The organism is Faecalibacter rhinopitheci, assembly GCF_015234135.1.
Taxonomy (GTDB): Bacteria; Bacteroidota; Bacteroidia; order Flavobacteriales; family Weeksellaceae; genus Empedobacter; species Empedobacter rhinopitheci.
The window spans coordinates 141,159-166,016 of sequence record NZ_JADGIK010000006.1 but is presented as its reverse complement, the minus strand read 5'-3'; the positions used below and the strand labels follow the sequence as shown (position 1 = coordinate 166,016).

The 24,858-nt window shown below is 33.0% G+C and carries 24 protein-coding genes; 6 read left to right on the top strand and 18 right to left on the bottom strand.

Translation table 11 applies throughout. The features are described from left to right. Positions 1-2: 2 nt before the first annotated feature. The 14 genes from nuoK to IM532_RS10080 all read right to left on the bottom strand — a co-directional run bounded on the left by nuoK (position 3) and on the right by IM532_RS10080 (position 13,225). Entirely contained in the window at positions 3-329 is a 327-nt protein-coding gene (nuoK, locus tag IM532_RS10145; protein WP_194183343.1) for an NADH-quinone oxidoreductase subunit NuoK, read from the bottom strand. Positions 330-351: 22 nt separating this feature from the next. Then, complete coding sequence (locus IM532_RS10140) at positions 352-870, bottom strand: NADH-quinone oxidoreductase subunit J family protein (RefSeq protein WP_194183342.1); 519 nt, start codon at positions 868-870, stop codon at positions 352-354. Continuing rightward, the gene (nuoI, locus tag IM532_RS10135; RefSeq protein WP_194183341.1) at positions 870-1,373 is read right to left on the bottom strand and encodes an NADH-quinone oxidoreductase subunit NuoI; all 504 of its coding nucleotides are present in this window, start codon (positions 1,371-1,373) and stop codon (positions 870-872) included. Before nuoI ends, IM532_RS10140 begins: the two co-directional genes overlap by 1 nt. A 20-nt stretch (positions 1,374-1,393) precedes the next feature. Further along, on the bottom strand, positions 1,394-2,443 hold the full coding sequence (nuoH, locus tag IM532_RS10130) for an NADH-quinone oxidoreductase subunit NuoH (protein ID WP_194183340.1): 1,050 nt from the start codon (positions 2,441-2,443) through the stop codon (positions 1,394-1,396). A gap of 26 nt (positions 2,444-2,469) precedes the next feature. Continuing rightward, entirely contained in the window at positions 2,470-3,552 is a 1,083-nt protein-coding gene (locus IM532_RS10125) for a 2Fe-2S iron-sulfur cluster-binding protein (RefSeq protein ID WP_194183339.1), read from the bottom strand. 7 nt (positions 3,553-3,559) lie between these two features. Then, the gene (gene nuoF / locus IM532_RS10120) at positions 3,560-4,915 is read right to left on the bottom strand and encodes an NADH-quinone oxidoreductase subunit NuoF (RefSeq protein ID WP_194183338.1); all 1,356 of its coding nucleotides are present in this window, start codon (positions 4,913-4,915) and stop codon (positions 3,560-3,562) included. After that, positions 4,915-5,406, bottom strand: coding sequence for an NADH-quinone oxidoreductase subunit NuoE family protein (locus IM532_RS10115; RefSeq protein WP_194183337.1), 492 nt, complete (start codon positions 5,404-5,406; stop codon positions 4,915-4,917). The genes nuoF and IM532_RS10115 overlap by 1 nt, the downstream gene beginning before the upstream one ends. 17 nt (positions 5,407-5,423) lie before the next feature. Beyond that, positions 5,424-6,671 (bottom strand): NADH-quinone oxidoreductase subunit D, encoded by a 1,248-nt coding sequence (locus IM532_RS10110; protein WP_194183336.1) that lies wholly within the window; start codon positions 6,669-6,671, stop codon positions 5,424-5,426. Between the two features lie 7 nt (positions 6,672-6,678). Next, entirely contained in the window at positions 6,679-7,215 is a 537-nt protein-coding gene (locus tag IM532_RS10105; RefSeq protein WP_194183335.1) for an NADH-quinone oxidoreductase subunit C, read from the bottom strand. A 13-nt stretch (positions 7,216-7,228) separates the two neighbouring features. Continuing rightward, a complete protein-coding gene (locus IM532_RS10100; RefSeq protein ID WP_194183334.1) occupies positions 7,229-7,801 on the bottom strand; it encodes an NADH-quinone oxidoreductase subunit B in 573 nt (190 codons plus the stop codon). A 29-nt stretch (positions 7,802-7,830) separates the two neighbouring features. Continuing rightward, entirely contained in the window at positions 7,831-8,196 is a 366-nt protein-coding gene (locus IM532_RS10095) for an NADH-quinone oxidoreductase subunit A (protein ID WP_194183333.1), read from the bottom strand. A gap of 222 nt (positions 8,197-8,418) precedes the next feature. After that, positions 8,419-11,784 carry a transcription-repair coupling factor gene (gene mfd / locus IM532_RS10090; RefSeq protein WP_194183332.1) on the bottom strand — a complete coding sequence of 1,122 codons (3,366 nt, stop codon included), beginning with the start codon at positions 11,782-11,784 and terminating at the stop codon, positions 8,419-8,421. A gap of 104 nt (positions 11,785-11,888) precedes the next feature. Next, on the bottom strand, positions 11,889-12,314 hold the full coding sequence (locus IM532_RS10085; RefSeq protein ID WP_194183331.1) for a hypothetical protein: 426 nt from the start codon (positions 12,312-12,314) through the stop codon (positions 11,889-11,891). Between the two features lie 146 nt (positions 12,315-12,460). Then, positions 12,461-13,225, bottom strand: coding sequence for a DUF2797 domain-containing protein (locus tag IM532_RS10080; RefSeq protein WP_317173009.1), 765 nt, complete (start codon positions 13,223-13,225; stop codon positions 12,461-12,463). Positions 13,226-13,304: 79 nt separating this feature from the next. Here IM532_RS10080 and IM532_RS10075 point away from each other — a divergent pair, with 79 nt between their 5' ends. From IM532_RS10075 to IM532_RS10060, 4 genes are all read left to right on the top strand, one after another. Beyond that, complete coding sequence (locus IM532_RS10075; RefSeq protein WP_228063710.1) at positions 13,305-14,819, top strand: GH3 auxin-responsive promoter family protein; 1,515 nt, start codon at positions 13,305-13,307, stop codon at positions 14,817-14,819. Between the two features lie 86 nt (positions 14,820-14,905). Continuing rightward, positions 14,906-17,455 carry a phosphoenolpyruvate carboxylase gene (locus IM532_RS10070; protein WP_228063709.1) on the top strand — a complete coding sequence of 850 codons (2,550 nt, stop codon included), beginning with the start codon at positions 14,906-14,908 and terminating at the stop codon, positions 17,453-17,455. A gap of 22 nt (positions 17,456-17,477) precedes the next feature. Beyond that, positions 17,478-18,026 (top strand): crossover junction endodeoxyribonuclease RuvC, encoded by a 549-nt coding sequence (gene ruvC / locus IM532_RS10065; RefSeq protein ID WP_194183329.1) that lies wholly within the window; start codon positions 17,478-17,480, stop codon positions 18,024-18,026. A 55-nt stretch (positions 18,027-18,081) separates the two neighbouring features. Next, complete coding sequence (locus IM532_RS10060) at positions 18,082-19,104, top strand: glutaminyl-peptide cyclotransferase (RefSeq protein WP_194183328.1); 1,023 nt, start codon at positions 18,082-18,084, stop codon at positions 19,102-19,104. Between the two features lie 119 nt (positions 19,105-19,223). On the opposite strand, the gene IM532_RS10055 is transcribed toward IM532_RS10060, so the two are convergent. From IM532_RS10055 to IM532_RS10040, 4 genes are all read right to left on the bottom strand, one after another. Further along, a complete protein-coding gene (locus tag IM532_RS10055; protein WP_194183327.1) occupies positions 19,224-19,721 on the bottom strand; it encodes a hemerythrin domain-containing protein in 498 nt (165 codons plus the stop codon). Between the two features lie 62 nt (positions 19,722-19,783). Continuing rightward, on the bottom strand, positions 19,784-20,218 hold the full coding sequence (locus tag IM532_RS10050) for an RrF2 family transcriptional regulator (protein ID WP_194183326.1): 435 nt from the start codon (positions 20,216-20,218) through the stop codon (positions 19,784-19,786). 136 nt (positions 20,219-20,354) lie between these two features. Further along, complete coding sequence (locus IM532_RS10045) at positions 20,355-20,939, bottom strand: 50S ribosomal protein L25/general stress protein Ctc (RefSeq protein ID WP_194183325.1); 585 nt, start codon at positions 20,937-20,939, stop codon at positions 20,355-20,357. A 44-nt stretch (positions 20,940-20,983) separates the two neighbouring features. Then, the gene (locus IM532_RS10040) at positions 20,984-21,919 is read right to left on the bottom strand and encodes a ribose-phosphate pyrophosphokinase (protein ID WP_194183324.1); all 936 of its coding nucleotides are present in this window, start codon (positions 21,917-21,919) and stop codon (positions 20,984-20,986) included. A gap of 274 nt (positions 21,920-22,193) precedes the next feature. Here IM532_RS10040 and IM532_RS10035 point away from each other — a divergent pair, with 274 nt between their 5' ends. Then, entirely contained in the window at positions 22,194-24,110 is a 1,917-nt protein-coding gene (locus tag IM532_RS10035) for a polysaccharide biosynthesis protein (RefSeq protein ID WP_194183323.1), read from the top strand. Next, the gene (locus tag IM532_RS10030) at positions 24,107-24,856 is read left to right on the top strand and encodes a polysaccharide biosynthesis/export family protein (RefSeq protein WP_194183322.1); all 750 of its coding nucleotides are present in this window, start codon (positions 24,107-24,109) and stop codon (positions 24,854-24,856) included. Before IM532_RS10035 ends, IM532_RS10030 begins: the two co-directional genes overlap by 4 nt. Positions 24,857-24,858: the final 2 nt, after the last annotated feature.

The following is a 24,858-nucleotide window of genomic DNA, read 5'->3' as shown; positions in this document are numbered from 1 at the left end:
TATTATCCTTTTAAACGATTTAACACATTAATATCTACACTGTAAACTTTACGGAATAATAAGATAATTACCGATAAACCAACGGCAACTTCTGCCGCGGCAACAACCATAATAAAGAATACTAAAAGTTGCGCATCTGTTCCGTTTTGTAACTCAGGATTTTTCATATAATGCATTTTAGAGAATGCAACTAACAATAAGTTCACTGAGTTTAGCATTAATTCGATACACATAAAAATGATGATTGCGTTACGACGAATCGCAACACCTGTCATTCCTATCGCGAAAAGAACTAATGATAATATTATATAATAACTAATTGGTAACATTTTGTACTTCGTTTTTTAATTATTAATTCACTAATTCATCGTCTTTTTTCGACAAGATGACTGCTCCAATCATCGCTGAAATAAAAAGGATACTACTTAATTCGAATGGTAAAACATACTCCGAGTATAACAATTGCCCAAGGTTATTGATTAAACCAATTTCTCCTTCGAATAATTGCACACCTTGATTACCTGCAGCTGGTTGACCGATTAAAATACCAACCGTTAATGCAACAAATAAGATACACGTTAAACTTGCAGCCAATAATTTGGTTGCTTTCCCGAACGTTTTCTTTTCGTGATTCAAGTTCATTAACATCACCACGAATAAGAACAGAACCATAATCGCACCGGCATAAACAATTATATTAACGATGGCAAGGAACTGCGCATTCAATAAAATGTAATGTCCGCTGATGCAGAAAAAAGTAATGATTAAGTATAAAATAGAATGTACAGCACTTTTACTGAACACCATTAATAACGCACTCAACACTGTTAAGCCCGATAAAACGTAAAATAAGATTTCTGTTATTTCCATTATTTCGATGCTTTTGGATGAGGAATTAATAAATCTTCTTTCGTATAGATAAAGTTCTTACGGTCGTAACTTGCTGGTGCTACCGTTTGAGATAAGTAAACCGCATCTTTCGGACAAGCTTCTTCACAGAACCCACAGAAAATACATCTCAACATATTGATTTCGTATTTTGCTGCGTACTTTTCCTCACGGTATTTATTTTCTTCACCAGGTAAACGTTCAGCCGCTTCCATCGTAATCGCTTCCGCAGGACACGCTAAGGCACAAAGTCCACAAGCTGTACAGTTTTCACGACCTTCTTCATCTCTATTTAAAACGTGTAATCCTCTAAACACAGGACTAAACGGTCTTTTCTCTTCTGGATAACTGATTGTTGCTTTCTTCATAAAGAAGTGGCGCAACGTAATCATCAATCCTTTTACGATTGCGACTAAATAGATACTTTCCCAAAAATTCATGGGTTTGCGATCTATCTCTTTCGCTCTATTTGTAAGTTTTTCCATTTTTGTTGAGGTTTTGATGATTAATTATTCATTAATAAAATTACTAATCCAGTGATCAACATATTAATCAAAGCCAAAGGCAATAATTTTTTCCACCCTAAATCCATTAACTGATCGTAACGGAAACGAGGAATTGTCCATCTTACCCACATATAGAAAAAGATGAAGAAACAAGCTTTTCCGAATAATGTAGCGAAATGTAGAATTGCCATCCAATTGGCACCAATAGACTCAGCTAACTTTGTATCATTTACAAAAGGAATATCGTATCCACCAAAGTAAATTGTTGCAATAATTGTTGAACTGATAAACATGTTGATATACTCTGCAAATAGGAAGAATCCCATTTTCATTGATGAGTATTCTGAGTGATAACCTCCGATTAATTCGTTCTCTGCTTCTGGTAAATCAAATGGTGTACGATTAGTTTCCGCGAACGAACAAATTAAGAAGATTAAAAATCCTAAAGGTTGTAATACGACAAACCAAAAGTTATCTTGTTGTTGCGTTACGATATCACTTAATTTTAAGGATCCTGTTAACATCAAGATAGTAATTAGGACTAATCCCATCGGTAATTCGTAAGAGATAATTTGTGACGCTGCACGTAATCCTCCCATTAATGAGTATTTATTGTTCGATGCCCAAGCTCCTAACATAATTCCATACACTCCTAAACTTAATACACCTAAGATGTATAAGAATCCAATGTTGATGTCAGCAATTTGAGGAACCACAATACGATCTCCAATTTCGAAAGCAGTCGACCAAGGAATTACAGCTCCTGTCATACAAGCGACAATCATGGCCAAAGCTGGACCTAAGATGAATAAGAATTTATTCGCATCTTTTGGTGTGATTTCCTCTTTCGAGAATAATTTTAATCCGTCGGCTAAGGGCTGTAATAACCCAAAAATACCTGCACGGTTTGGACCTAAACGATCCTGTAAGAAAGCAGCAACTTTACGTTCTGCCCAAGTAGAATAAGCAGCAACAGCCAGCGAGAATCCAATCATAACGCCAACTAAAGCAAACTTTTCTAAAACAAAAGCAATTTGTTCTTCCGTCATTTGTGTTAATTTAATTTACGTATGATTTAATCGTTATAATCGTTACTTGTTGCAGGACCATGAATTTGTGAAATGTCACGATTTGGCTCATTCACTTCTGAAACATTATGAATGTCTAACAAGATTTTTGGATCTCTTTTGACCACTTTTGGGAATGTTTCTTCTGGTTGAATCTTATTCGCTGTATAATGTCCTTGTCGAATCACTGATGTTTTCGATACTTCCGCTGGTTTTTCTAATGTCCAATCGTTGATATCTTTCTTATCGAAACGACATGAATTACAGATCCAATCTTCCACCTCATTCCATTGGTTTTTACGAGCCGTTACACGGAAAACTTCATTTCCACGGAACCAAATCTGCGCTTTACCCGAACACGTAGGACAATCGCGGTGTGCATCAACTGGTTTTAGGAACCATACACGATTCTTAAATCGGAATGTTTTATCCGTTAATGCCCCAACTGGACAAACATCAATTACATTTCCAATAAATTCGTTGTCTAATGCTTTATGAATATGCGTTGAAATTTCTGCGTGATCTCCTCTGTTCATCACACCGTGCTCACGACAACCTGTAATTTGGTCGGCTGTTTTTACACAACGGTAACAAAGAATACAACGATTCATATTCAACTCGATGTTCGGACCTAAATCCTCTTTTGGAAACGTACGTCGATCAAATTCGTAACGTGTTGCCTCTGCACCATGTTCGTAACTTAAATCTTGTAATTTACATTCACCTGCTTGATCACAAACTGGACAATCTAATGGGTGATTAATCAACAACATTTCAACGATACCTTTACGTGCTTCCACAACTCTTCCCGAGGTTTTGTTTCCGACAACCATTCCGTCCATTACTGTCGTACGACACGATGGAACTAATTTTGGCATTGGACGAGGATCAGCTTCACTTCCTTTCGAAACCTCAACCAAACACGTTCTACAATTTCCACCTGTGTTTTCTAACTTCTCGTAATAACACATCGCTGGTGGCGCAATTTCTTTACCAAGCATACGAGCGGCTTGAAGTATAGTTGTACCAGCCGGCACTTCTACCGTATGGTCATCAATGGTTACTTTAAATAATGGTGTTTCTTCTGCCATCTTCGTATTAATTTGTGGTTTGAACTATTTCTCTTGGTTTACCATAATCCGCTAAACCATAATTACGAACTAAACATTCGGGATTGTCAATGTGCCATTCGAATTCATCACGGAAATGACGAATTGCTGCTGCAACTGGCCATGCCGCTGCATCACCCAATGGACAAATCGTATTTCCTTCGATTTTACGCTGTACATCCCATAACAAATCGATGTCAGACATTTTTCCGTTTCCTTCGTGAATACGTTTTAAGATTTTTTCCATCCAACCTGTTCCTTCACGACAAGGCGAACATTGTCCACACGATTCGTGACGATAGAAACGAGCCAATGTATAAGTATGATAAACGATATCTTGATCTTCATCTAAGACTATAAATCCTCCAGAACCTAACATTGTTCCGGTTTGGAATCCACCTTCTGATAAACTTTCGTAGTTCATTAATCGAGGTGAACCATCTGAAGTTGTTAACAATAAAGTTGCTGGAACAATCGGCACAGAACTTCCTCCAGGAATACACGCTTTTAAACGTTTTCCATTGGCAATTCCGCCACAATATTCTTCTGAAAAGATGAATTCCTCAACCGATAAATCAAAATCAATTTCGTAAACTCCTGGTTTGTTAATGTTTCCACAAGCTGAAATTAATTTTGTTCCAGTTGAACGTCCAACACCTCTTTCAGCATACGCTTGCCCTCCAATTTCGATAATTGGCACAACTGCAGCGATCGTTTCAACGTTATTAACCACTGTTGGTCTTCCCCATAATCCTTTAACAGCTGGGAAAGGTGGTTTAAGACGAGGATTTCCACGCTTACCTTCCAAAGATTCTAATAATGCAGTTTCTTCTCCACAGATGTAAGCTCCACCTCCACGTTGAACCACGATTTCTAAATCGTAACCAGAACCTTGGATGTTTTGTCCTAACCAACCTGCTTCTTTTGCTTCTGCAATGGCTTCTTCTAAAATCTCAGCAACCCAAGCGTATTCGCCACGGATGTAGATAAAAGAAGTATTTGAACCTAAACAATACGATGAAATTAAAATTCCTTCAAGTAATAAATGAGGAATATATTCCATCAAGAAACGGTCTTTGAATGTTCCTGGTTCAGATTCGTCGGCATTTACTACCAAGTGTCTTGGAACACCTTCTGGTTTTGCTAAGAAACTCCATTTCATTCCCGTTGGGAATCCGGCTCCTCCACGACCACGTAATCCCGAAGTTTTTACTTCTTCTAAGATTTCGTCCGTTGTCATTTTTAATGCTTTAGCAGCATTAGCATAACCGCCATTTTCGAAGTATGTTTTAAAATATCGAATCCCCGGAACATCAATATTTTTCAATAATAATTTTTGTCCCATTAGGCTAATTTTTTCAATTCTTCAATTAATTCATCCACCTTTTCTATCGTTAAATTCTCACGATAGGTTTTACCCAATTGCAACATTGGTGCATATCCACAAGCGCCTAAACATTCAGCTGGCTTTAATGTGAATAATCCGTCGGCAGAAGTTCCACCTTCGGTAATATCAAGTTTGGTTTTGATGTGCTCGATAATTTTGTCCGAACCACGTAACATACAAGGTCCTGTTTGACAAACTTCTAAAACAAATTTCCCAACTGGTTTTAAATTAAACATCGTATAGAAAGATGCTACTTCGTACACCTCAACTGGTAAAATTTGTAAAATCTGAGCGACATAATCTAAATGAGGCGTATCTAACCAACCTCCAAACTCTTCTTGTGCAACGTGTAAAATAGGAAGCAACGCACTTTTTTGTTTTCCCTCAGGATAACGCGCGATAATCTCATCAACTTTTCGTTGTGTTTTCTCTGAAAACTGAATACTCATTTTCTTAGTAGTTTTAGTTACGCATCAAGTTCTCCAGCAATCAAGTTCAAACTACTCATCGTGATGATGGCATCTGAAATCATTGAACCTGTAATTAATTCTGGATACGCTTGATAATAGATGAAACAAGGACGGCGGAAATGTAAACGATAAGGTGAACGACCTCCGTCAGAAATTAAATAGAACCCTAATTCACCATTCGCAGCTTCGATGGAATGATAAATTTCGCCAACTGGCATTTCTACCTCTCCCATGATTATCTTGAAGTGATAGATTAAGGCTTCCATTTTAGTATAAACGTCCTTTTTCAGTGGTAAATAATATTCTGGTGCATCAGCATGATGAACAGTTGCCTCTTCACCTTCTAATGCATTAATTTTTTCTAAAGCTTGTTCGATGATATGTAACGATTGCCACATTTCTTGGTCACGAACCATAAAACGATCATAACAATCTCCCGTTTTTCCTACAGGAATATCAAACTCAAATTCCTCGTAACGGCAGTATGGTTTTGCGACACGAACATCATAATCTACACCAGCTGCACGTAAATTTGGACCTGTAAATCCATAACTTAATGCACGTTCTGCTGTAATTCCTCCAACTCCTTGTGTACGATCCATAAATATTCGATTACGTACAAATAAGTTTTCGAACTCGCGTAAAACATCTGGAAATTCTTTCAGAAAACGGTCAATTTTTTGCCAAGCAACTTCTGAGAAGTCACGCTCAAATCCACCGATACGCCCAATATTTGTTGTTAAGCGAGAACCTCCTATTTCTTCGTAAATTTCATAAATCAACTCACGGTATTTCATCATATAAAGGAAACCTGTGAAGGCTCCTGAATCCACTCCCATAATTGAATTACAAACGATATGATCGGCAATTCGCGCCAATTCCATCACGATAACACGCATATAAGACACACGTTTTGGAATTTCAATTCCAAGGAATTTTTCAACCGTTAAGTGCCACCCTAAATTATTTAGCGGCGCTGAACAATAATTTAATCGGTCTGTTAATGGTGTAATTTGATATAATGGACGACGTTCTGCAATTTTTTCGAATGCACGGTGAATGTAACCTACAGTTGGAACTGCTGATTTGATAATTTCACCATCAATCTCTAATATATTTTGGAAAACTCCGTGTGTTGATGGGTGAGTTGGTCCAAGATTCAGCGTAATTGTGCTTTTTTCTAATGAACCATCTGGAAGCTCAATTGTTCCTCCTTTTTCCTTTGCTTGTTTCAATTTTCCCATGATTCAATTAAGATTTAACGTTAAAATGTCCGAAATTGAAATCTCCACCACGACCAAACATTTCATCATCTTTGTCTTTACGCGTCTGATCTTCCAATGGAAACTCTTTACGTAATGGGTGATAATCCATTTCATCTACATTCATAATTCGAATTAGATTTGGGTGACCAACAAAGTCAACTCCATAGAAATCGTAACATTCACGTTCTAACCAATTGGCTGTTTCGAAAATCTTTGTTGCTGTAAAGATTTTTGGCGCTGAAATTGGCAAAGCAAATTTTAATCGTACATAAACATTCTTATACATATTATATAATAAGTAAGTCACGACTAATTCTTCATCTGTATTGTTTGGGTAATGAATTGCTGTTAGATCTGTTAAAAATTTAAATCCTAATTGTTCATCATCCACTAAATACTGAATGATTCTAAGGTTAAATTCTTTATCGGCATGGATAATTAAAGTTCCGTGCTGCTCTTCCCAACCGTAAATATGTTCTTGGAATTTATGAACTAAACGGTCTTTAATAAAGCTATTTTCCATCTCGTTTATATTCTTATTTGATTCCGTAACTTGTTAATAATGCTTGGTATTCTGCACTACTACGACGTCTTACACTTTCTGTTTCTACTAAATCTTGAATACGCATTATTCCATCGATAATTGCTTCAGGGCGAGGCGGACATCCTGGAACATAAACATCTACTGGGATCACTTCATCGATTCCTTGTAAAACGGAATATGTATCGAAAACTCCTCCCGAACTTGCACAAGCTCCAACGGCAATTACCCAACGAGGTTCTGCCATTTGAATATAAACTTGTTTAAGTACTGGCGCCATTTTCTTAGAGATTGTTCCCATTACCATTAACAAGTCGCATTGACGAGGTGTAAATGCTAAACGCTCTGATCCAAAACGAGCTAAATCGTATGTAGAACCCATGGTTGCCATGAATTCGATCCCACAACAACTTGTCGCAAAAGGTAATGGCCAAATCGAGTTTTTACGCGCTAAGCCAACTACTTTAGATAGTTGCATTGCCATAAAACCTTCGCCTTGATGTCCTTCTGGCGCATCCACAACTTTCACATTTGTATTATGCGTTACAGGTCTTTTGTTATGTATCATTTTATGATTTTTTAGAAGTGAATGGATAATTATTTTTCCCAGTTTAATGCACCTTTTTTACGTGCATATGCATACATTACGAAGAATAAACCAACGAACGTAACCACTGCTGCAAATCCTTCCCAGCCTAATTCTTTGAAATTAGCTGCGTACGGATAAAAGAAAATCACCTCAACATCGAATAAAACAAATAGAATTGCAACTAAGAAGTATTTAATTGCAAATGGTTGACGGGCATTTCCTTGTTGCTCAATCCCTGACTCGAAGTTTTCTAACTTCTCATCTGTTTTACGAGATGGTCCTAAGAAATGTGTTGCCACAATAGTTATGGCGACAAATGCAAAGGCACAAATGAACAAGATTAAAATTGGAAGATAATTATATGATGTTTCCATAATAGAACTAATTTTTGCGGTTTTGAATGCTAAAAATAATAATATTTATCAGAACACATAACATTAAGACATTTTATAACAATAAGTTACACTTCTATTATTGATAATAAATAACTACATTTATCTTTTACAGACAATATAATTTTAACGTAAAAAAAAGGATAATCCTATTTGGATTATCCTTTACATGATTATTTATATTTTAATTTTTATTATATTTTTTTAACTTATTGTTAAGTTAATCAAGTATTCGAGGGCTTGTTTGACATTTTTAACATTTTCAAACCTTAAAAATAAAGTAGGAAATTCTTCTCCATTTTTAGGTGCTTTTTCTTTAAAACTTACATTTTTAGGATTAGATTGAACATTATTTAAAACCGTTCTAAATTCTTCAGATTGGTAAAATTCCGATTGTGGTTTACTAATGAAATAACCTAGCATCACTCCTTTTTTCAATACTACCTTTTCGAAACCTAATTTCTTAGAAATCCATTTCAATTCTATAGATAGGAGTAAATTTTGCGCTTCTGCTGGAAGAGCTCCAAATCTATCAATCAAATTAGTTTTAAATGTTTCTAATGTTTCATAATCTTCAATATCAGCTAATTCTTTATATAAGATTAAACGCTCTTCTGAACTTTCAATGTATTCATCAGGCAACTGAACTTGTAAATCTGTATCAATTTGTACTTCTTTCACATAATCTGTATTATTCTCATCTCGCTCATGCTCAAATAAGTCTTTAAAATCGGTATCTTTTAACTCTTCAATGGCCTCATTTAAGATTTTTTGGTACGTTTCAAAACCAATATCCATCATAAATCCAGTTTGCTCTCCACCTAATAAGTTACCAGCTCCACGAATTTCTAGATCTTTCATTGCAATATTAAATCCTGCACCCAAATCTGAAAACTGTTCAATAGCTTGTAAACGCTTACGAGCTTCATCCGTAAGAGCAGAAATTGGAGGTGCTACCAAATAACAAAAAGCTTTACGGTTACTACGACCTACACGACCACGCATTTGGTGTAAATCGGCTAACCCAAAATTTTGTGCATCATTAATGATGATGGTATTTGCATTTGGCACATCTAATCCAGACTCAATAATAGTTGTTGATACAAATACATCGTATCGCCCATCGATGAAATCCAACAGGACAGCTTCTAACTGTTTACCTTCCATTTGTCCATGCCCAGTTGCTACCTTTGCATCAGGTACTAAACGCTGAACCATCCCTGCGATATCTTTTAACGATTGAACACGGTTATGGATGATATACACTTGTCCACCGCGTTGCATTTCGTACATAATGGCATCACGGAAAACCTCTTCATTAAACCCTACCAATTGCGTTTCGACTGGTTGTCGATTTGGTGGTGGTGTTTTAATCACTGATAAATCACGTGCAGCCATCAACGAGAATTGAAGTGTACGTGGAATTGGTGTTGCTGTTAACGTCAGTGTATCAATGTTTTCGCGTAATGTTTTCAACTTATCCTTTACAGCTACACCAAATTTATGTTCCTCATCAATGATTAAAAGCCCTAAATCTTTATATTCTAGTTTTGAATTCACTAATTGGTGCGTACCAATCACAATATCTACTTGACCTGATTTCAAACCATCTAAAGTTTCTTTTTTCTTTTTTCCTGTTACAAAACGATTTAAGTAAGCTACCTTAACTGGTAAATCTTTCAACCGTTCTGAGAAAGTTTTAAAATGCTGAAACGCTAGAATTGTTGTTGGAACTAAAATAGCAACTTGTTTTCCATCAACTGCAGCTTTGAAAGCCGCACGAATTGCAACCTCAGTTTTTCCAAATCCAACATCTCCACAAACTAAGCGATCCATTGGACGATCTGATTCCATATCCGCCTTTACATCCTGGGTAGCTTTGTACTGATCTGGCGTGTCTTCATATAAGAAAGAGGCTTCTAATTCGGTTTGTAAATACGTATCTGGTGAATAAGCAAAACCTTTTCGCGTACGACGTTTTGCGTATAATTTAATTAAGTCGAAAGCTATTTCTTTCACTTTCGCTTTAGTCTTATTCTTTAAGTTTTTCCAAGCTGGTGAACCTAATTTTGAGATTTTTGGCTCTGCTCCATCTTTTCCACGAAACTTGGCAATCTTGTGTAAAGAATGGATATTTACATATAAGATATCATTGTTTTGATAAATTAGTTTGATTGATTCTTGTTTGGTTCCATTATTATCAACCGTTACCAATCCTGCAAATTTTCCTACACCATAATCTATATGTGTTACATAATCTCCGACCTGTAGAGTGTTAATTTCCTTTAAAGTAATTGATTCTTTTTTGGCAAAGGAAGAACGAACATTGTATTTGTAATAACGTTCAAAAATTTGATGATCTGTATAACATGTTAAATGCAATTCTTCATCAATAAAACCCTGATACAATGAACCCAATACTGGTGTGTAAGAAACATCTTTCCCAATGTCCTCAAAAATTTCTTCAAAACGTTTTATTTGCGTTTCATTGGAACACAATAAAGCATTTTTATATCCATCTATTTTTCGATCATTTAAATCATCAATTAAAATTTCGAACTGTTTATTAAATGAAGGTTGAGGCTTGAAAGGAGAGGTCAAAGAATCTACAACTTCAAAATAGGATTTATTAGAAAGTTCTATTAAACCAAAATTCACTAATTGATGTAAAAAACCATTTTCATCCAAAAATAAATCCTTTGGTTCTGCTCTTTTTATTTCAGATTTTAAACCAACATAAATTTCTTCTGCTTTCTCGAAATTATTCTTTATTTGAGTAGAAATTACCTCAATATTTTTTGAAATAATTAAAGTGTCTTTCGGAATATATTGTAAAAAACTTTCGCGTTTTTCATCGATAGTTTTATTTTCCAGATTAGGAATAATCGTAATTTCTTTGGAAGTTGCAATAGACAATTGCGTATCAATATCAAATGTGCGAATCGTTTCAACTTCATCACCAAATAATGAAATACGATAAGGATGTTCTCCTGAATATGAAAAAACATCAATGATTCCTCCACGAATTGAAAATTCGCCTGGTTCGGAAACAAAGTCAACTTTATTGAAATTATATTCAAATAACATATCTGAAATAAACTCAATACCTAATTCTGATCCTACTTTTACCTTTAATGTATTGGCTGATAAAGCCGATTTTGTCACTACTTTTTCTAAAAGAGCATCACCATAGGTTACAATAATTTTTGGTTTTTTAGCTGCTAACGAACTCAAAACCTCTGTTCTGATAACTACATTGGCATTTTGTACTTCCTCGATCTCGTATGGTCTACGGTATGAACTGGGAAAGAATAAGACTTCCTCTTTGGAGAAAAGTGATTCTAAATCATTCAAATAATATGCAGCCTCTTCTTTGTCATCTAACAATAAAATAATCGTACGTGGCAAACGTTGAAAAAGTTGAGCTGTAAGTATGCTTAATCCAGAACCTAAATATCCTTTAATATTAATTTTCTGATTTGGATTTTCTTTATAATTAGCAATAAGCTTCTGTACGAATTCTGATGAATCGTATAAGCTAAGGACGTTATGAATAGTTTTATGTTCCAAAGTAGAACAAAGATAAAGATTCTTATTTTTTGGGAAAAGTCTGAATTATAGAAGTTTGTTAAATAAATAGAGGAAGTTAACAATAACTTCCTCTATTTATATTTTTATTGAGCCATAACTGTCGTGTCAGCAACTGGTGCTTTATCTTTTAAATCGTATGAATATCCAACAACTTTTGGACGTTTTTTAATCGATTTAATCTTAAAAGTCTCTGTACCCACCGCATTTGCATATTCTACATCATAAGTAGATACATAAATTACCTGTCCGTTATCGTCTTCTTCTTTTACATCTTTTAAATTGAAAATATCAATTTTACCATATTTCTCAACTGGTTCTTTAACTTGAGCTTCAGTTACGCCTTCTATTACAAATTGTAAAGAATCTTTTACAGTATCTCTATATTTAAAAACATCTAAAGCTGGACGCTCTATTTGATATTTTTGTAATTGACCTTTTTTACCGCCGCATGAAGTAAGCGCTACAGCAGAAAGTGCTGCCACTCCTAATAATAACTTATTTAAACTCATAGTGTTATTTTTTTGTGATTTTGTTTTGACTGTAACTAAGTTAACAAAAAAATTAACATTTACTAATTTATTTAACTAAAATTCAACACATTAAAAAAGCGCATCGTTACTGATGCGCTTGCTATTGTAAATAAATATTTTGATGATTAGATATCTAATTTTACATAAAAACCTTCGTGGCTACGTACATTAAATACAGAATTATCTTCAAAAATTAGATATTGTCCTTTTATACCTTTTAAGACACCTTCCATATTTGGCATTTTCTTTAAATTAACAGATTTAACTTTAGTTGGATATTCAAGTACCGGATAGTCAATTGTGTAAATTTCGGGTTCTTCTACTAAGAATTGTTTCTGATCTAGTTCAACCAATTCTTTAATTAATTCAAATTGCTCATACAGATTTACATCAGGAACCTCGTTCTTTAACATCCGTTGCCAATTTGTTTTATCAGCTACAGCATTTTTTAAAGCTACCTCTATCATCCCTGCCTCGAAACGATTAGTAGTACGAGCAATTACAATTGCTGAGGAAGCTCCTTGATCTATCCAACGAGTTGGGATTTGTGTTTCTCTTGTTACACCCACCTTAATTCCTGAAGAATTTGCTAAATAAACAACATGTGGCTGTAACTCAAACTTCTTTTCCCACTCTAAATCACGCTGTTCAATTCCTAAATGCGCAGTTGACTTCTCAGGACTAATGATACTAGGATTAGCTTGTGGAAGTGTGAAAAAACAATTTTTACAATATCCCATTTGATAAATTTCTTTATCTTGATTGCATCCTAAACATTCGTAATGATCAAAAGAAACCTTGATTCGCTTGCCTAACAGACGATTCATTGTCACAAAATCGTGTTTAAAATCCCAATAATATTTTACTGGATTCCCAATTTCAGTAATCATTTTACGAATTTGTCCCTCAAACTGCATATCTTTTCAAAGTTTAATTAAATTTGTGAGTAAATCTACAAAATTTTAACGAATGGGATTAGTTAATAAGATTATGGAGATTATGATGCGTAGCAAAATGAAAGCTATAGAAGAGAGCATTAAAAATCCATTAAGAACACAAGAAAATGTATTGTTTAATAATATTAATCATGCAAAATCTACAATTTATGGGAAAGAATTTAACTTTAATGAAATAAAATCAATCCTGCAGTTTACTGAACGTGTCCCAAGTGTGTTTTATGAAGATTTTGAACCTTATATAGAACTAGCTCGTAAAGGAGAAGGCGATGTAACATGGCCTGGCAAAATTAAATGGTTTGCCAAATCTTCTGGAACAACTAATGCTAAAAGTAAATTTATCCCAATAAGTCAAGAATCATTAGAAGATTGCCACTATTCAGCTGGTAAAATGATGTTTGCACTTTATCTAAACGCGGTACCTGACACTAATATTTTTATACACAAAAATTTAAGAATTGGTGGAAGTAGTGAATTATACCAAAAATATGATACACGTTTTGGAGATTTATCTGCAATTTTAATTGATAATCTTCCCTTTTATGCAGAGATGAAAAACATTCCAAACAAAGAAATTTCTTTGATGACGGAGTGGGAAGCAAAAATAGAAGCAATTTATAAATCTGTTATTCATGAAGATGTTGGTTCGTTAACAGGAGTTCCCTCATGGATGCTTGTAATGTTAAATTACATTTTAGATAAAACAGGAAAAAATTATGTAGACGAATTATGGCCAAATTTAGAAGTTTTCTTCCATGGCGGAATTAGTTATACACCTTATGCAGAGAATTATAAAGCCATTACAACCAAAACATTAAATTATTTTGAAATATATAATGCATCAGAAGGCTTTTTTGGAATACAAGACCAAAGAAATTGCAAAGATTTACTCTTACTATTAGATAATGGAATTTTCTATGAATTTATTCCAATGGACGAGTTTGGGTCTGAAAATCAATCTTATTTAAACATCGCTCAGGTTGAAGTAGGAAAAAATTATGCCATGGTTATTACAACTAATGGCGGTCTTTGGAGATATATAATTGGCGACACTGTTCGTTTTACCTCGACTAATCCTCATCGAATTGTGGTTTCAGGTCGAACAAAACATTACATCAATGCATTTGGTGAAGAATTGATCATTGATAATGCAGAAATAGGCTTAAAAGCTGCTTGTGATGCCACTAATGCTATAGTTTCTGAATATACTGCTGCACCAATTTTTATGACTGAAAAAGAGAAAGGTCGACATGAATGGATTATTGAGTTTAGTAAAGATCCTGATAATTTTGACTTATTTATTGAGACGTTAGATAAAAAACTACAAGAAATCAATTCTGATTATGAAGCTAAACGTTATAAGAATATTACACTAAATTCACCTATTGTACACAAAGCCAAAAAAGGTTTATTCTTTGAATGGCTTAAACTGAAAGGTAAACTAGGTGGTCAAAATAAGGTTCCACGCTTAGCAAATACGAGAGAATATATTAATCCAATTCTGGAATTAAATCAATATCAATTTTAAAATATTAAAAGGTTAGAAATTCTTCTAACCTTTTCTCTTTTCTGTACTTTTTTTCTTTTAACTTTAGTATGTATTAAACAAACACGATGACACATACTAATCCATATCTGCATAAATTTCATCAAATTGTAGAAAACAAATTTCAGATTTATAATAGTCTGTTTATGAGTTTACCTTACGAAAAGATGGAAAACATTGGTACATTAATTCCATTTCTATTTTCTGAAAGTCAAAAAGGATTTCCTGAAGGCAAAACACCCAACGAGATTATCGAAGGTTTTTTTGAAAAATATACTTCTTTAAAAAGTGAAGATGAACGAATAGACTTAATGTTTCGAATCATTCAGTACATCGAGCGACAAGTCGTATTATTTGATTCCATAGAAGATGCTGCATTTACGTCTTTACATCCAGAAAATGGAAAAGGAAGCATTGCAAATTTGTATCAATTAGCACAACAACAAGGAAACTTAGATGATGTAAAAGCTAAACTTCAAGACTTTGCTACTCGAATTGTATTTACAGCGCATCCAACTCAATTTTATCCAACACACGTACAACAAATTATACAAGATTTAAGAGACGCCATTCAACAGGATTCTATTTCTACAATCGATTCTTTATTACAACAATTAGGTAAAACTCCTTTTATCAATGAAGTAAAACCAACGCCATATGATGAAGCTCAATCAATTATTTACTATTTAAGAAATGTCTATTACCAAACGGTTGGACGACTAAATAACGATATTAATCAAACTTTTTTTGGTACTAATCAAGACAAATATAAATCTTTTATTGAGTTAGGATTTTGGCCAGGTGGCGATCGTGATGGTAATCCATTTGTCACAGCAGATATTACATATAAAGTGGCGAATGAATTACGAACTACAATTTTAAAAAACTATTATAATCATCTAAAAATTGTTCGTAGACGCCTAACTTTTAAACACATTGCTGAGCCTTTAGAGGATCTGAGTAAAGTTATTTACCATGAAATGTTTGCTGATAAAGGTAGCATTACAGTGGATGATTTATTAAATCCATTATATACAATCCGACAAACTTTAATCAATGAGCATAACTCCATTTTTATAGATACTTTGGACGATTTTGTTGGTCGAATTAAACTGTTCGGATTACATTTTGCATCTTTAGATATTCGTCAAGATTCTAGAATTCATCAAAAAGTTATTGATACAATCATTGAATTTTATACTGGTATTAGTTGTAATGAACTGAATGATGAAGAACGCATTGAAATATTAATAAATCCATCTTTTACCGTAAATGCAACCGATTTTGAGGATGAAATTGTAGTAGATACAATTCGCAATATTTATCAGTTAAAACAAATCCAAAAACAAAACGGTGAACGAGGGGTTAATCGATACATTATTTCAAATTCAGAATCAATTTTCGATGTACTAAATGTATATGCATTGTTTAGATTTTGTGGTTATCAACATGATGAAATCAAATTTGATATCATGCCATTGTTTGAAACAATTCATGGATTGGATGAAGCTGAAAACACTATGAATAAATTGTATAATTTGCCTATATATGCAGATCATTTGTCTCGTAGAAATCAAAACCAATCTATTATGTTAGGCTTTTCAGACGGAACTAAAGATGGAGGTTACATAAAAGCTAATTGGGAAATTTATCGTACCAAAGAAATATTGACCAATGTGTCTAACGAGAATAATATAAAAGTTATTTTCTTTGATGGCCGTGGTGGACCTCCGGCACGTGGAGGTGGAAAAACCCATGAATTTTATGCTGCACAAGGGAAAACGATTGCAAACCATCAAATCCAATTAACAATACAAGGCCAAACCATTACCTCGAATTACGGAGCAATTCCACAAGCAAAACATAATTTTGAACAGCTGTTTTCAGCTGGGATTTATTCTGAAGTTTTTTCTTCAAGCCAAAGTATAATTGATGAAAAAGAGCGTACATTGATTGAAGAATTGGCTAAAATCTCTTATCAAAAATATGAAGATTTAAAAGCACATCCTTCATTTATGCCTTATCTAATTAATATGAGTACGTTAAATTATTATGGCAAAACGAATATAGGAAGTAGGCCTAGTAAACGTGGTGGCGATAAGGAACTTGAATTTGAAGATCTTCGTGCTATTCCATTTGTTGGTTCATGGAGCCAATTAAAACAAAACATTCCGGGATATTTTGGCGTTGGAACAGCAATTTTTGATTTAAAAAATCAGGGAAGAATAAATGAAGTTAAAGACTTATTTAATAGTTCAGCTTTTTTTAGAACGTTAATTCAAAATAGTATGATGGCCATGCAAAAAACGTATTTTCCGCTAACTGCATATATGCAAAATGATAAAGAATTTGGTCCATTTTGGAATATTTTACACGATGAGTTTGAACTTTCCAAGGCGATGACTTTAGAAGTTTCTGGATATGATACATTAATGCAAGATGAACCTCTCAATAAAGCATCTGTCTTAATGCGCGAAAAAATTGTATTGCCTTTATTAGCTATTCAGCAGTATGCATTAGACAAGATTCATCATGAAAGTGAATTAAAAGAAAAATACGAGCAGATGGTTACACGTTCATTATTCGGAAACATTAACGCAAGTCGAAATTCAGCATAAAAAATATTGTATTTTTGTACTGATGGAAAGAATCATTTTAGGTGTTGACCCTGGTACAAATGTGATGGGATTTGGATTGATAAAAGTTGTAGGAAATAAAATTTCGTTAATTACGCTTGATGAATTGTTATTGAATAAACTTCCGAATCATGAAATGAAATTGAAACGCATTTTTGAAAAAACCATTGCTTTAATTGATCAATATCATCCAGATGAATTAGCTATTGAAGCACCTTTCTTGGGACAGAATGCACAATCTATGCTAAAACTAGGACGTGCACAAGGAGTGTGTATAGCAGCTTGTTTATCACGTGAAATTCCAATTACAGAATATGCGCCAAAGAAAATTAAAATGGCAATTACAGGTAATGGAAATGCATCAAAGGAGCAAGTAGCGGGTATGCTACAACATTTGGTTGGACTAAAAGAGTTGCCTAAACGTTTGGATTCTACCGATGGATTAGCCGCAGCTGTATGCCATTTTCTAAATTCAGGAAATACAACTACCAAACAAAAAGCTTACACAGGTTGGGATTCATTTATAAAAGCTAATCCAACCCGTACAAAATAATATATTTGTAAAGGAATTTAAAAAACTATTCTATTAGACTTTAGAAAATTATTGAATGAAAAAAATATTTATGATGGCTCTTGTAGCCTCAGCATTACTGTATTCTTGTAAAGATGATGGCTCTAAAAATAATACAGCTATCACTGAAATTGTTGAAGAATTAAGTGTTAAACAATTTAAATTAGGAGATAAATTAGATATTAATTATTCTAATTTAGAAAATATTGATCAGATAAATGTTGTAGTAGATGGAAAAGAAATTCCAAATGGATCTACTATCACTAAGGATTTAATTGGTCTTGGAAATCATTCTATAACAATCAATTTTTTAAAAGGCACGGAAGTATTAAATTCTAGAGAATTTACTTTTTTAGTTTTAGGTGATGCTCCAGCTACTCCATGGAAATATGAAATAGTAAATACCTATCCACATAATAACAAATATTTTACGCAAGGTTTTTATTATAAAGATGGCTATATATACGAAGGAACTGGTCTTAGAAATGAGACTTATTTAGCGAAATATCAACTTGGAGCTACAACTACAGAGAATGAATATAAAGTAGTTGATGATATTTTTGGAGAAGGTATCACGGAATTGGACGGCACTATTTATCAATTATCATGGCAAGATCGTATAGGATTTAAATATGATCAAAATTTTAATAAGCAAGCTCAGTTTAATATGCCAGGAATTGTAATGGAAGGTTGGGGAATAACTACGATTGGCAAAGATTTAGCCATTTCTGAAGGAACTCAACGTATTCACTTTTTTGATAAAGACTTTAATTACAAAAGAACTATACAAGCTGTAGATGATAAAAACGCTTATTCTCGTTTGAATGAGTTAGAATTTAAAGATGATTTGATATATGCTAATATATACGAAACAAACTCTATTATTGCTATTGATTATTCAACAGGGCAAGTTAAAGGAATCATTGATCTAAGTGAGTTAAAACCAAAACAGACTAATCCACAAGCAGATGTACTAAACGGAATTGCTTTTAAAGGGGAAAACATGTTAGTTACAGGTAAAAAGTGGGATTATATTTACGAAATAAATATAATAAAATAATAAAAATAGCCTTGCAATTAGCAAGGCTATTTTTTTACCACACATAAAAATTCTTACTGCAAATAGAATTTTTATTTACTCAAAAAATCATCTAAAAAATTATAGGATTGCATATGTTCTTACTTGATCCAGAATTGATCTTTCCACATTGCATTTGTAGGTAAAAGATCTAAAGCTTCTTTTATATCTTTTAATTGCTTTGGAGATATAATTTTTTCAACTTCATTTAAAATATTTTTTTCTTCGAAACGAATATGTAAGTCTAGCTCTTCTTCTATATAGATTAAATTTTTCATAGGATTTGTTCCTATTTTAAATAATCTACGAATACGTCTATGCTCTTTCAAAGCACGTTTTACTAAATAGTGTTCCTCATTTAATACAGTAAATAAAAGCTCTTCTTCTATCTTCATTTTAGGAAAAAGAATGTTCTCGCCATACCAATTCACATATTCCACTATTCTATTCATTTCAATATTAAAATCTATTCCCATTCTTATATTAAAACAAAAAAATAATGTTTTATGGTGTTTTTTACACGCATCATAAATAGTTAAATTAGCCTTAGGTTTATAACCTAATTGATTTAAATTCTGGATTTCGGCAAGTAACTTCATTTTTACAATTATTATTCGGATAAATTTGTCTTATTTTATTTTAAATTTTTTTCTCCCTTTTTTTAGTGTTTAAGGAAAGCTAAACCATTATCTATATCATCAATCAAATCATTCATTGTTGTAATTTCTAACATTCTTTGAAGATTTTTTCTGATTGTAAATACTCTGCTATGCAGAGCGCAAGGTTTCTTAGCGTCACACTCATTAAGTCCTAAAATACAGCTATGATAAAGCCCATCTCCATCAATAGACTTAATAATATCAACTAACTTAATGTCTTTTAAAGTATCTGGATTCATTTCAAAACCACCCATTTTTCCTTTAACAGAAGTTATTATTCCACTTTTTACAAGTTGTTGTAATATCTTGGCTGTATACGCTTCGGGAGAACTAACAGAAGCAGCTATTTGTTTTAAATTAACGCGATTACCACTTATAGATTCACGAGCAATGTATATACTCGATTTTATTCCGTACTCGCATGCTTTTGAAAACATTATCTCTTTATCTTCTATTATTAATGGTACAAATATATAAATATTTTAATCTCGGACAAATTTATCTTATTAAAATTTAAGAATAAAAAAACCACCTCTTTAAGGAGGTGGTTTTTGATATATTTTATGATGCTAATTAAGCTTCATCTTCATCTAAATCTGCATCTTTAATAGCATTACGAGAAGTACGGATAGCTACAACTACTGCATTGTCTGGGTGAGCGAAAGTATATTTTTCGTTCTTTAAAGACTCGATATACATTTTGTGACCAATTCTCATTGGAGTAATGTCAATCTCGATTTGATCTGGTAAGTTAGCTGGAATAGCGCGAACTTTTACTTTACGCATGTTAAAACGTAAAACCCCTCCTGCTACTAAACCACGAGCACGACCTACTAAACGTACAGGAACTTCGATAGTAACTGGTTTGTTTTCGTCCATTTGGTAGAAATCAGCGTGGATAATACGATCTGTAACTGGGTGGAATTGGATATCTTGTAAGATAGCGTCAAATTTAGATCCGTCAGCTAACTCGATAGAAACTGTGTGAGCTTCTGGAGTATAAACTAATCCTTTGAATGCTTTCTCATCAGCTGAGAAATGAATTGGTGCTGCTCCTCCGTAGATTACGCAAGGTACTTGTTCAGCATTACGTAGTTCGCGTGTAGCAACTTTTCCTACGTTTTCTCTTTTTACACCTTGAATTGTAATAGATTTCATAATACTATTTTATATAAAAATTAAAAATTCTTTTCTGTAATCAACTAGATAACAAAGCGTTGGCTAATTGATTTATTATCATGCACTAAATGCATAACATCCGCGAAAAGCGATGCGCAAGATAACACTTTTATTTTAGTTGTAGAAGTATTTTTTAAAGGAATACTATCAGTTACAGCAATTTCTGTTAACAATGAATTTTCTAAGCGCTCGTAAGCAGGCCCTGAAAGTACACCGTGAGTAGCAATAGCACGTACAGAGTTTGCCCCTTTAGACATTATTAATTCTGCAGCTTTGGCTAAAGTTCCGGCTGTATCAATCATATCATCTACTAAGATTACATTCTTACCTTCTACCTCACCTATTAACATCATATTCTCTACTTGATTTGCGACTTTACGTTCTTTATGACAAATTACAATATCAGCGTTTAAATGTTTAGCATAAGTATTTGCTCTTTTTGCCCCTCCCATATCTGGTGAAGCGATACAAATATTGTCTAAACCTAAATTTTGAATATATTCTACGAAAATAGTAGAAGCAAATAAATGATCCACAGGGATTTCGAAGAAACCTTGAATTTGGTCTGCGTGTAAATCCATTGTCATTACGCGAGTTGCACCTGCAGACATTAACATTTTTGCTACCAATTTTGCACCAATTGGTACACGAGGTGCATCTTTACGATCTTGACGAGCAAAACCATAATAAGGAATTACAGCTGTAATGCTCTTTGCTGAAGCACGCTTAGCTGCATCACACATTAATAGTAACTCCATTAAATTGTCTGTGGGTTGGTGTGTAGATCCAATTAAGAAAACACGACCTCCACGTATTGGCTGTTCGAATGCTGGAGTAAATTCGCCATCGCTAAACTCAACGATGTTTAATTTACCTAAATCTTGGCCGTATTGTTCCGCGATTTTTTTTGATAATTCACTTGAACCACGTGTAGAAAAAAGAAATGCTGGTTGTTCCATGTTTGTTTTGGGAATATTTGTGCAAAAATACTATTTTTAAAGAATTTATCTAGTTAAAACTATCAAAAAAAGTAGGATAATTTGATTTTAATTTAACGCATGTATCTTGTCAATTTATTAATTGATTTAAAATAAAAAATTATTAATATATAATACGTAACCATAATTTTATGATATTTGTAACGTTCTTTTAAAGAATTTCCTAAACATACTAACCAATTAAGATTTTGAAGTTCAATTACACCAACAATTGCTACTTCGATCAATACAATTAATGAACACTAACACTAAAAGAGGATTACTAAAAAATTTACCTCGATGGGTAATTTTAGTCATTGACCTATGCATTGTAAGCAGTGCATATATTTGTAGTAATTTTATAATTAATAGCTTTACCGATAGTTTTGAATTTTCAAATGTTATTAAAAGGCTACCTTTAATTATATTTATATATCTTTTACTTTACCTTAAATATGGAACATATAAAGGTATTATTAGGCAAACAGGACTAAAAGATGCTCAAACGCTTTTTTTAGTGAATTCTATTGCTTTTTTTATTTTATTAACTATCAATCTTTTTATCAGAAACTTAGTTGATACAGAGAATATTATATTTATCAATTATAGATTGTCATATTCTGTACTTTTTATACATTCTTTTGTAACTACTGTAAGTATGGTTTTTGCTAGAACAACTTATAAATCTTTATACTCACATTATTTAGTTAACAATAAGAAGGCAAAAAGAACAATTATTTATGGAGCGGGTAATTCTGGTATCATAACATTTAATGCGATACATAACGATCCAAGTTCAAGTTCTAATATTTTTTCTTTTATAGATGATGATTATAAGCTAGCTGGAAAAAAAATAAATGGTATTTTAGTAAGACATTCATCTACGTTAACAAAAGAATTTATTGAAGAAAATGATATTAATGAAGTTATTATTTCTATCCAAAAAATCAATAAATCTCAGCTTCTTAAAATTTCAGAAAAACTTACTGAATATCCGATAAAAGTTAAGATTGTTCCCCCAATAAAAGACTGGTTAAATGGTAATTATTCTACTAAACAAATCAAAACTCTAAAAATTGATGATTTACTAGGGAGAGATGCTATTAAATTGAATAATCCTATTGTAGACCAAGAGCTAGAAGGTAAAACAATATTAATAACTGGTGCTGCCGGCTCTATTGGAAGTGAAATAGCAAGACAAGTAGCCTGTAAAAATTTTAAGAAACTTATTTTAGTTGACACAGCTGAATCTGCGTTATATGATCTACAGCAAAGCATGAAATCGGTTAAAAAAGATGATATTGAATATATTATTGGTAATGTAAGAGATTGTGAAAGAATGAGAATCGTTTTTAATCGTTACAGACCTGAATATATTTATCATGCTGCCGCTTATAAACATGTTCCTTTGATGGAAAAATTTCCTTACGAAGCTGTAAATACTAATGTTAGAGGGACAAAAATTATAGCAGATTTAGCTCATGAATATGGTGTACAAAAATTTGTAATGATTTCAACGGACAAAGCAGTAAATCCGACAAATGTTATGGGAGCGACTAAACGTTGCGCTGAAATATATGTCAATTGTCTTAATGCTTTGTCTGATACTATTTATATTGTAACGCGATTTGGTAATGTACTAGGATCCAACGGATCTGTTATTCCTTTATTTAAAAGACAAATGGAAGAAGGAGGACCTTTAACTGTGACACATCCTGAAATAACTCGTTATTTTATGACAATTCCGGAAGCATGCCAATTAGTATTGGAAGCAGGAACTATGGGTAAAAATGGAGAAATTTTTGTTTTTGATATGGGAGAATCGATGAAGATATTTGATTTAGCAAAACGAATGATTAGACTAAGTGGATACAAATATCCCGAGGAAATGGATATAAAAGTGGTGGGTCTACGACCTGGCGAAAAAATATATGAAGAATTATTAGCCGATGGAGAAAATACTATAAAAACTCATCACGAGAAAATAATGATTGCAAAAGTTAATTATTCAAAATGTGAAAACACATTTAAAAAAATAAATGATTTATGCGATTTTGCTCTCTTAACAGAGATTAGTCGAAAAAATAATGAACTAGTTCAACAAATTAAGCATATAGTACCTGAATTTAAATCACAAAATTCAAAATTCGAAATTTTAGATCATAAAGCATGAAAATCAATTTAAAAAATAAGTTATACCTCATCCTATTTTCATTCATCATTTTTTCTTGTGCAAAAAGAGAAGATGTTGTGTATTTTAATGACTCTCAGAACATAAGTACATTTGTTCAAGAAAACACACCTAAGATTCAGATAAACGACAAACTAAAAGTAAGTGTATATGCATCAGATGCAACTACAACTACTCCTTTTAACCTACAAAGTTCATCTACAAATGATACAGAAGGCCGTACTTATATAGTAGATGAAAATGGGGAAATTGATATGCCTATTTTGGGGAAAATATTTGTAAAAGGATTAACTCGTATAGAATCTCAAAAACTAATACAAGAAAAAGTATCTTTTTATATAAAAAATACTTCTGTAAATGTAGCATTTGCTGATTTTAAAATTACGGTTTTAGGAGAAGTAAATACTCCAGGAACAAAAGTTTTATCTTCAGAGAAAATTTCAATTATTGATGCTATCGGATTAGCGGGAGATCTAAAAATTAATGGAGTTAGAAACAACATTATGGTAATTAGAAATACAGAAGGACAAATTGAGTCTCATCGTGTAGATCTAACTTCTAAAGAAATTTTTAATTCTCCTGTATACTACTTAGCTCAAAATGATGTTATTTACGTAGAGCCAAATAAATCTGCTATTCAGAACGCATCAAGTACCAAAACTATAACAATTGTAGCAAGTATTATAGGCGTACTACTTTCTTTAACAACTATTATTACAAGATTATAAAA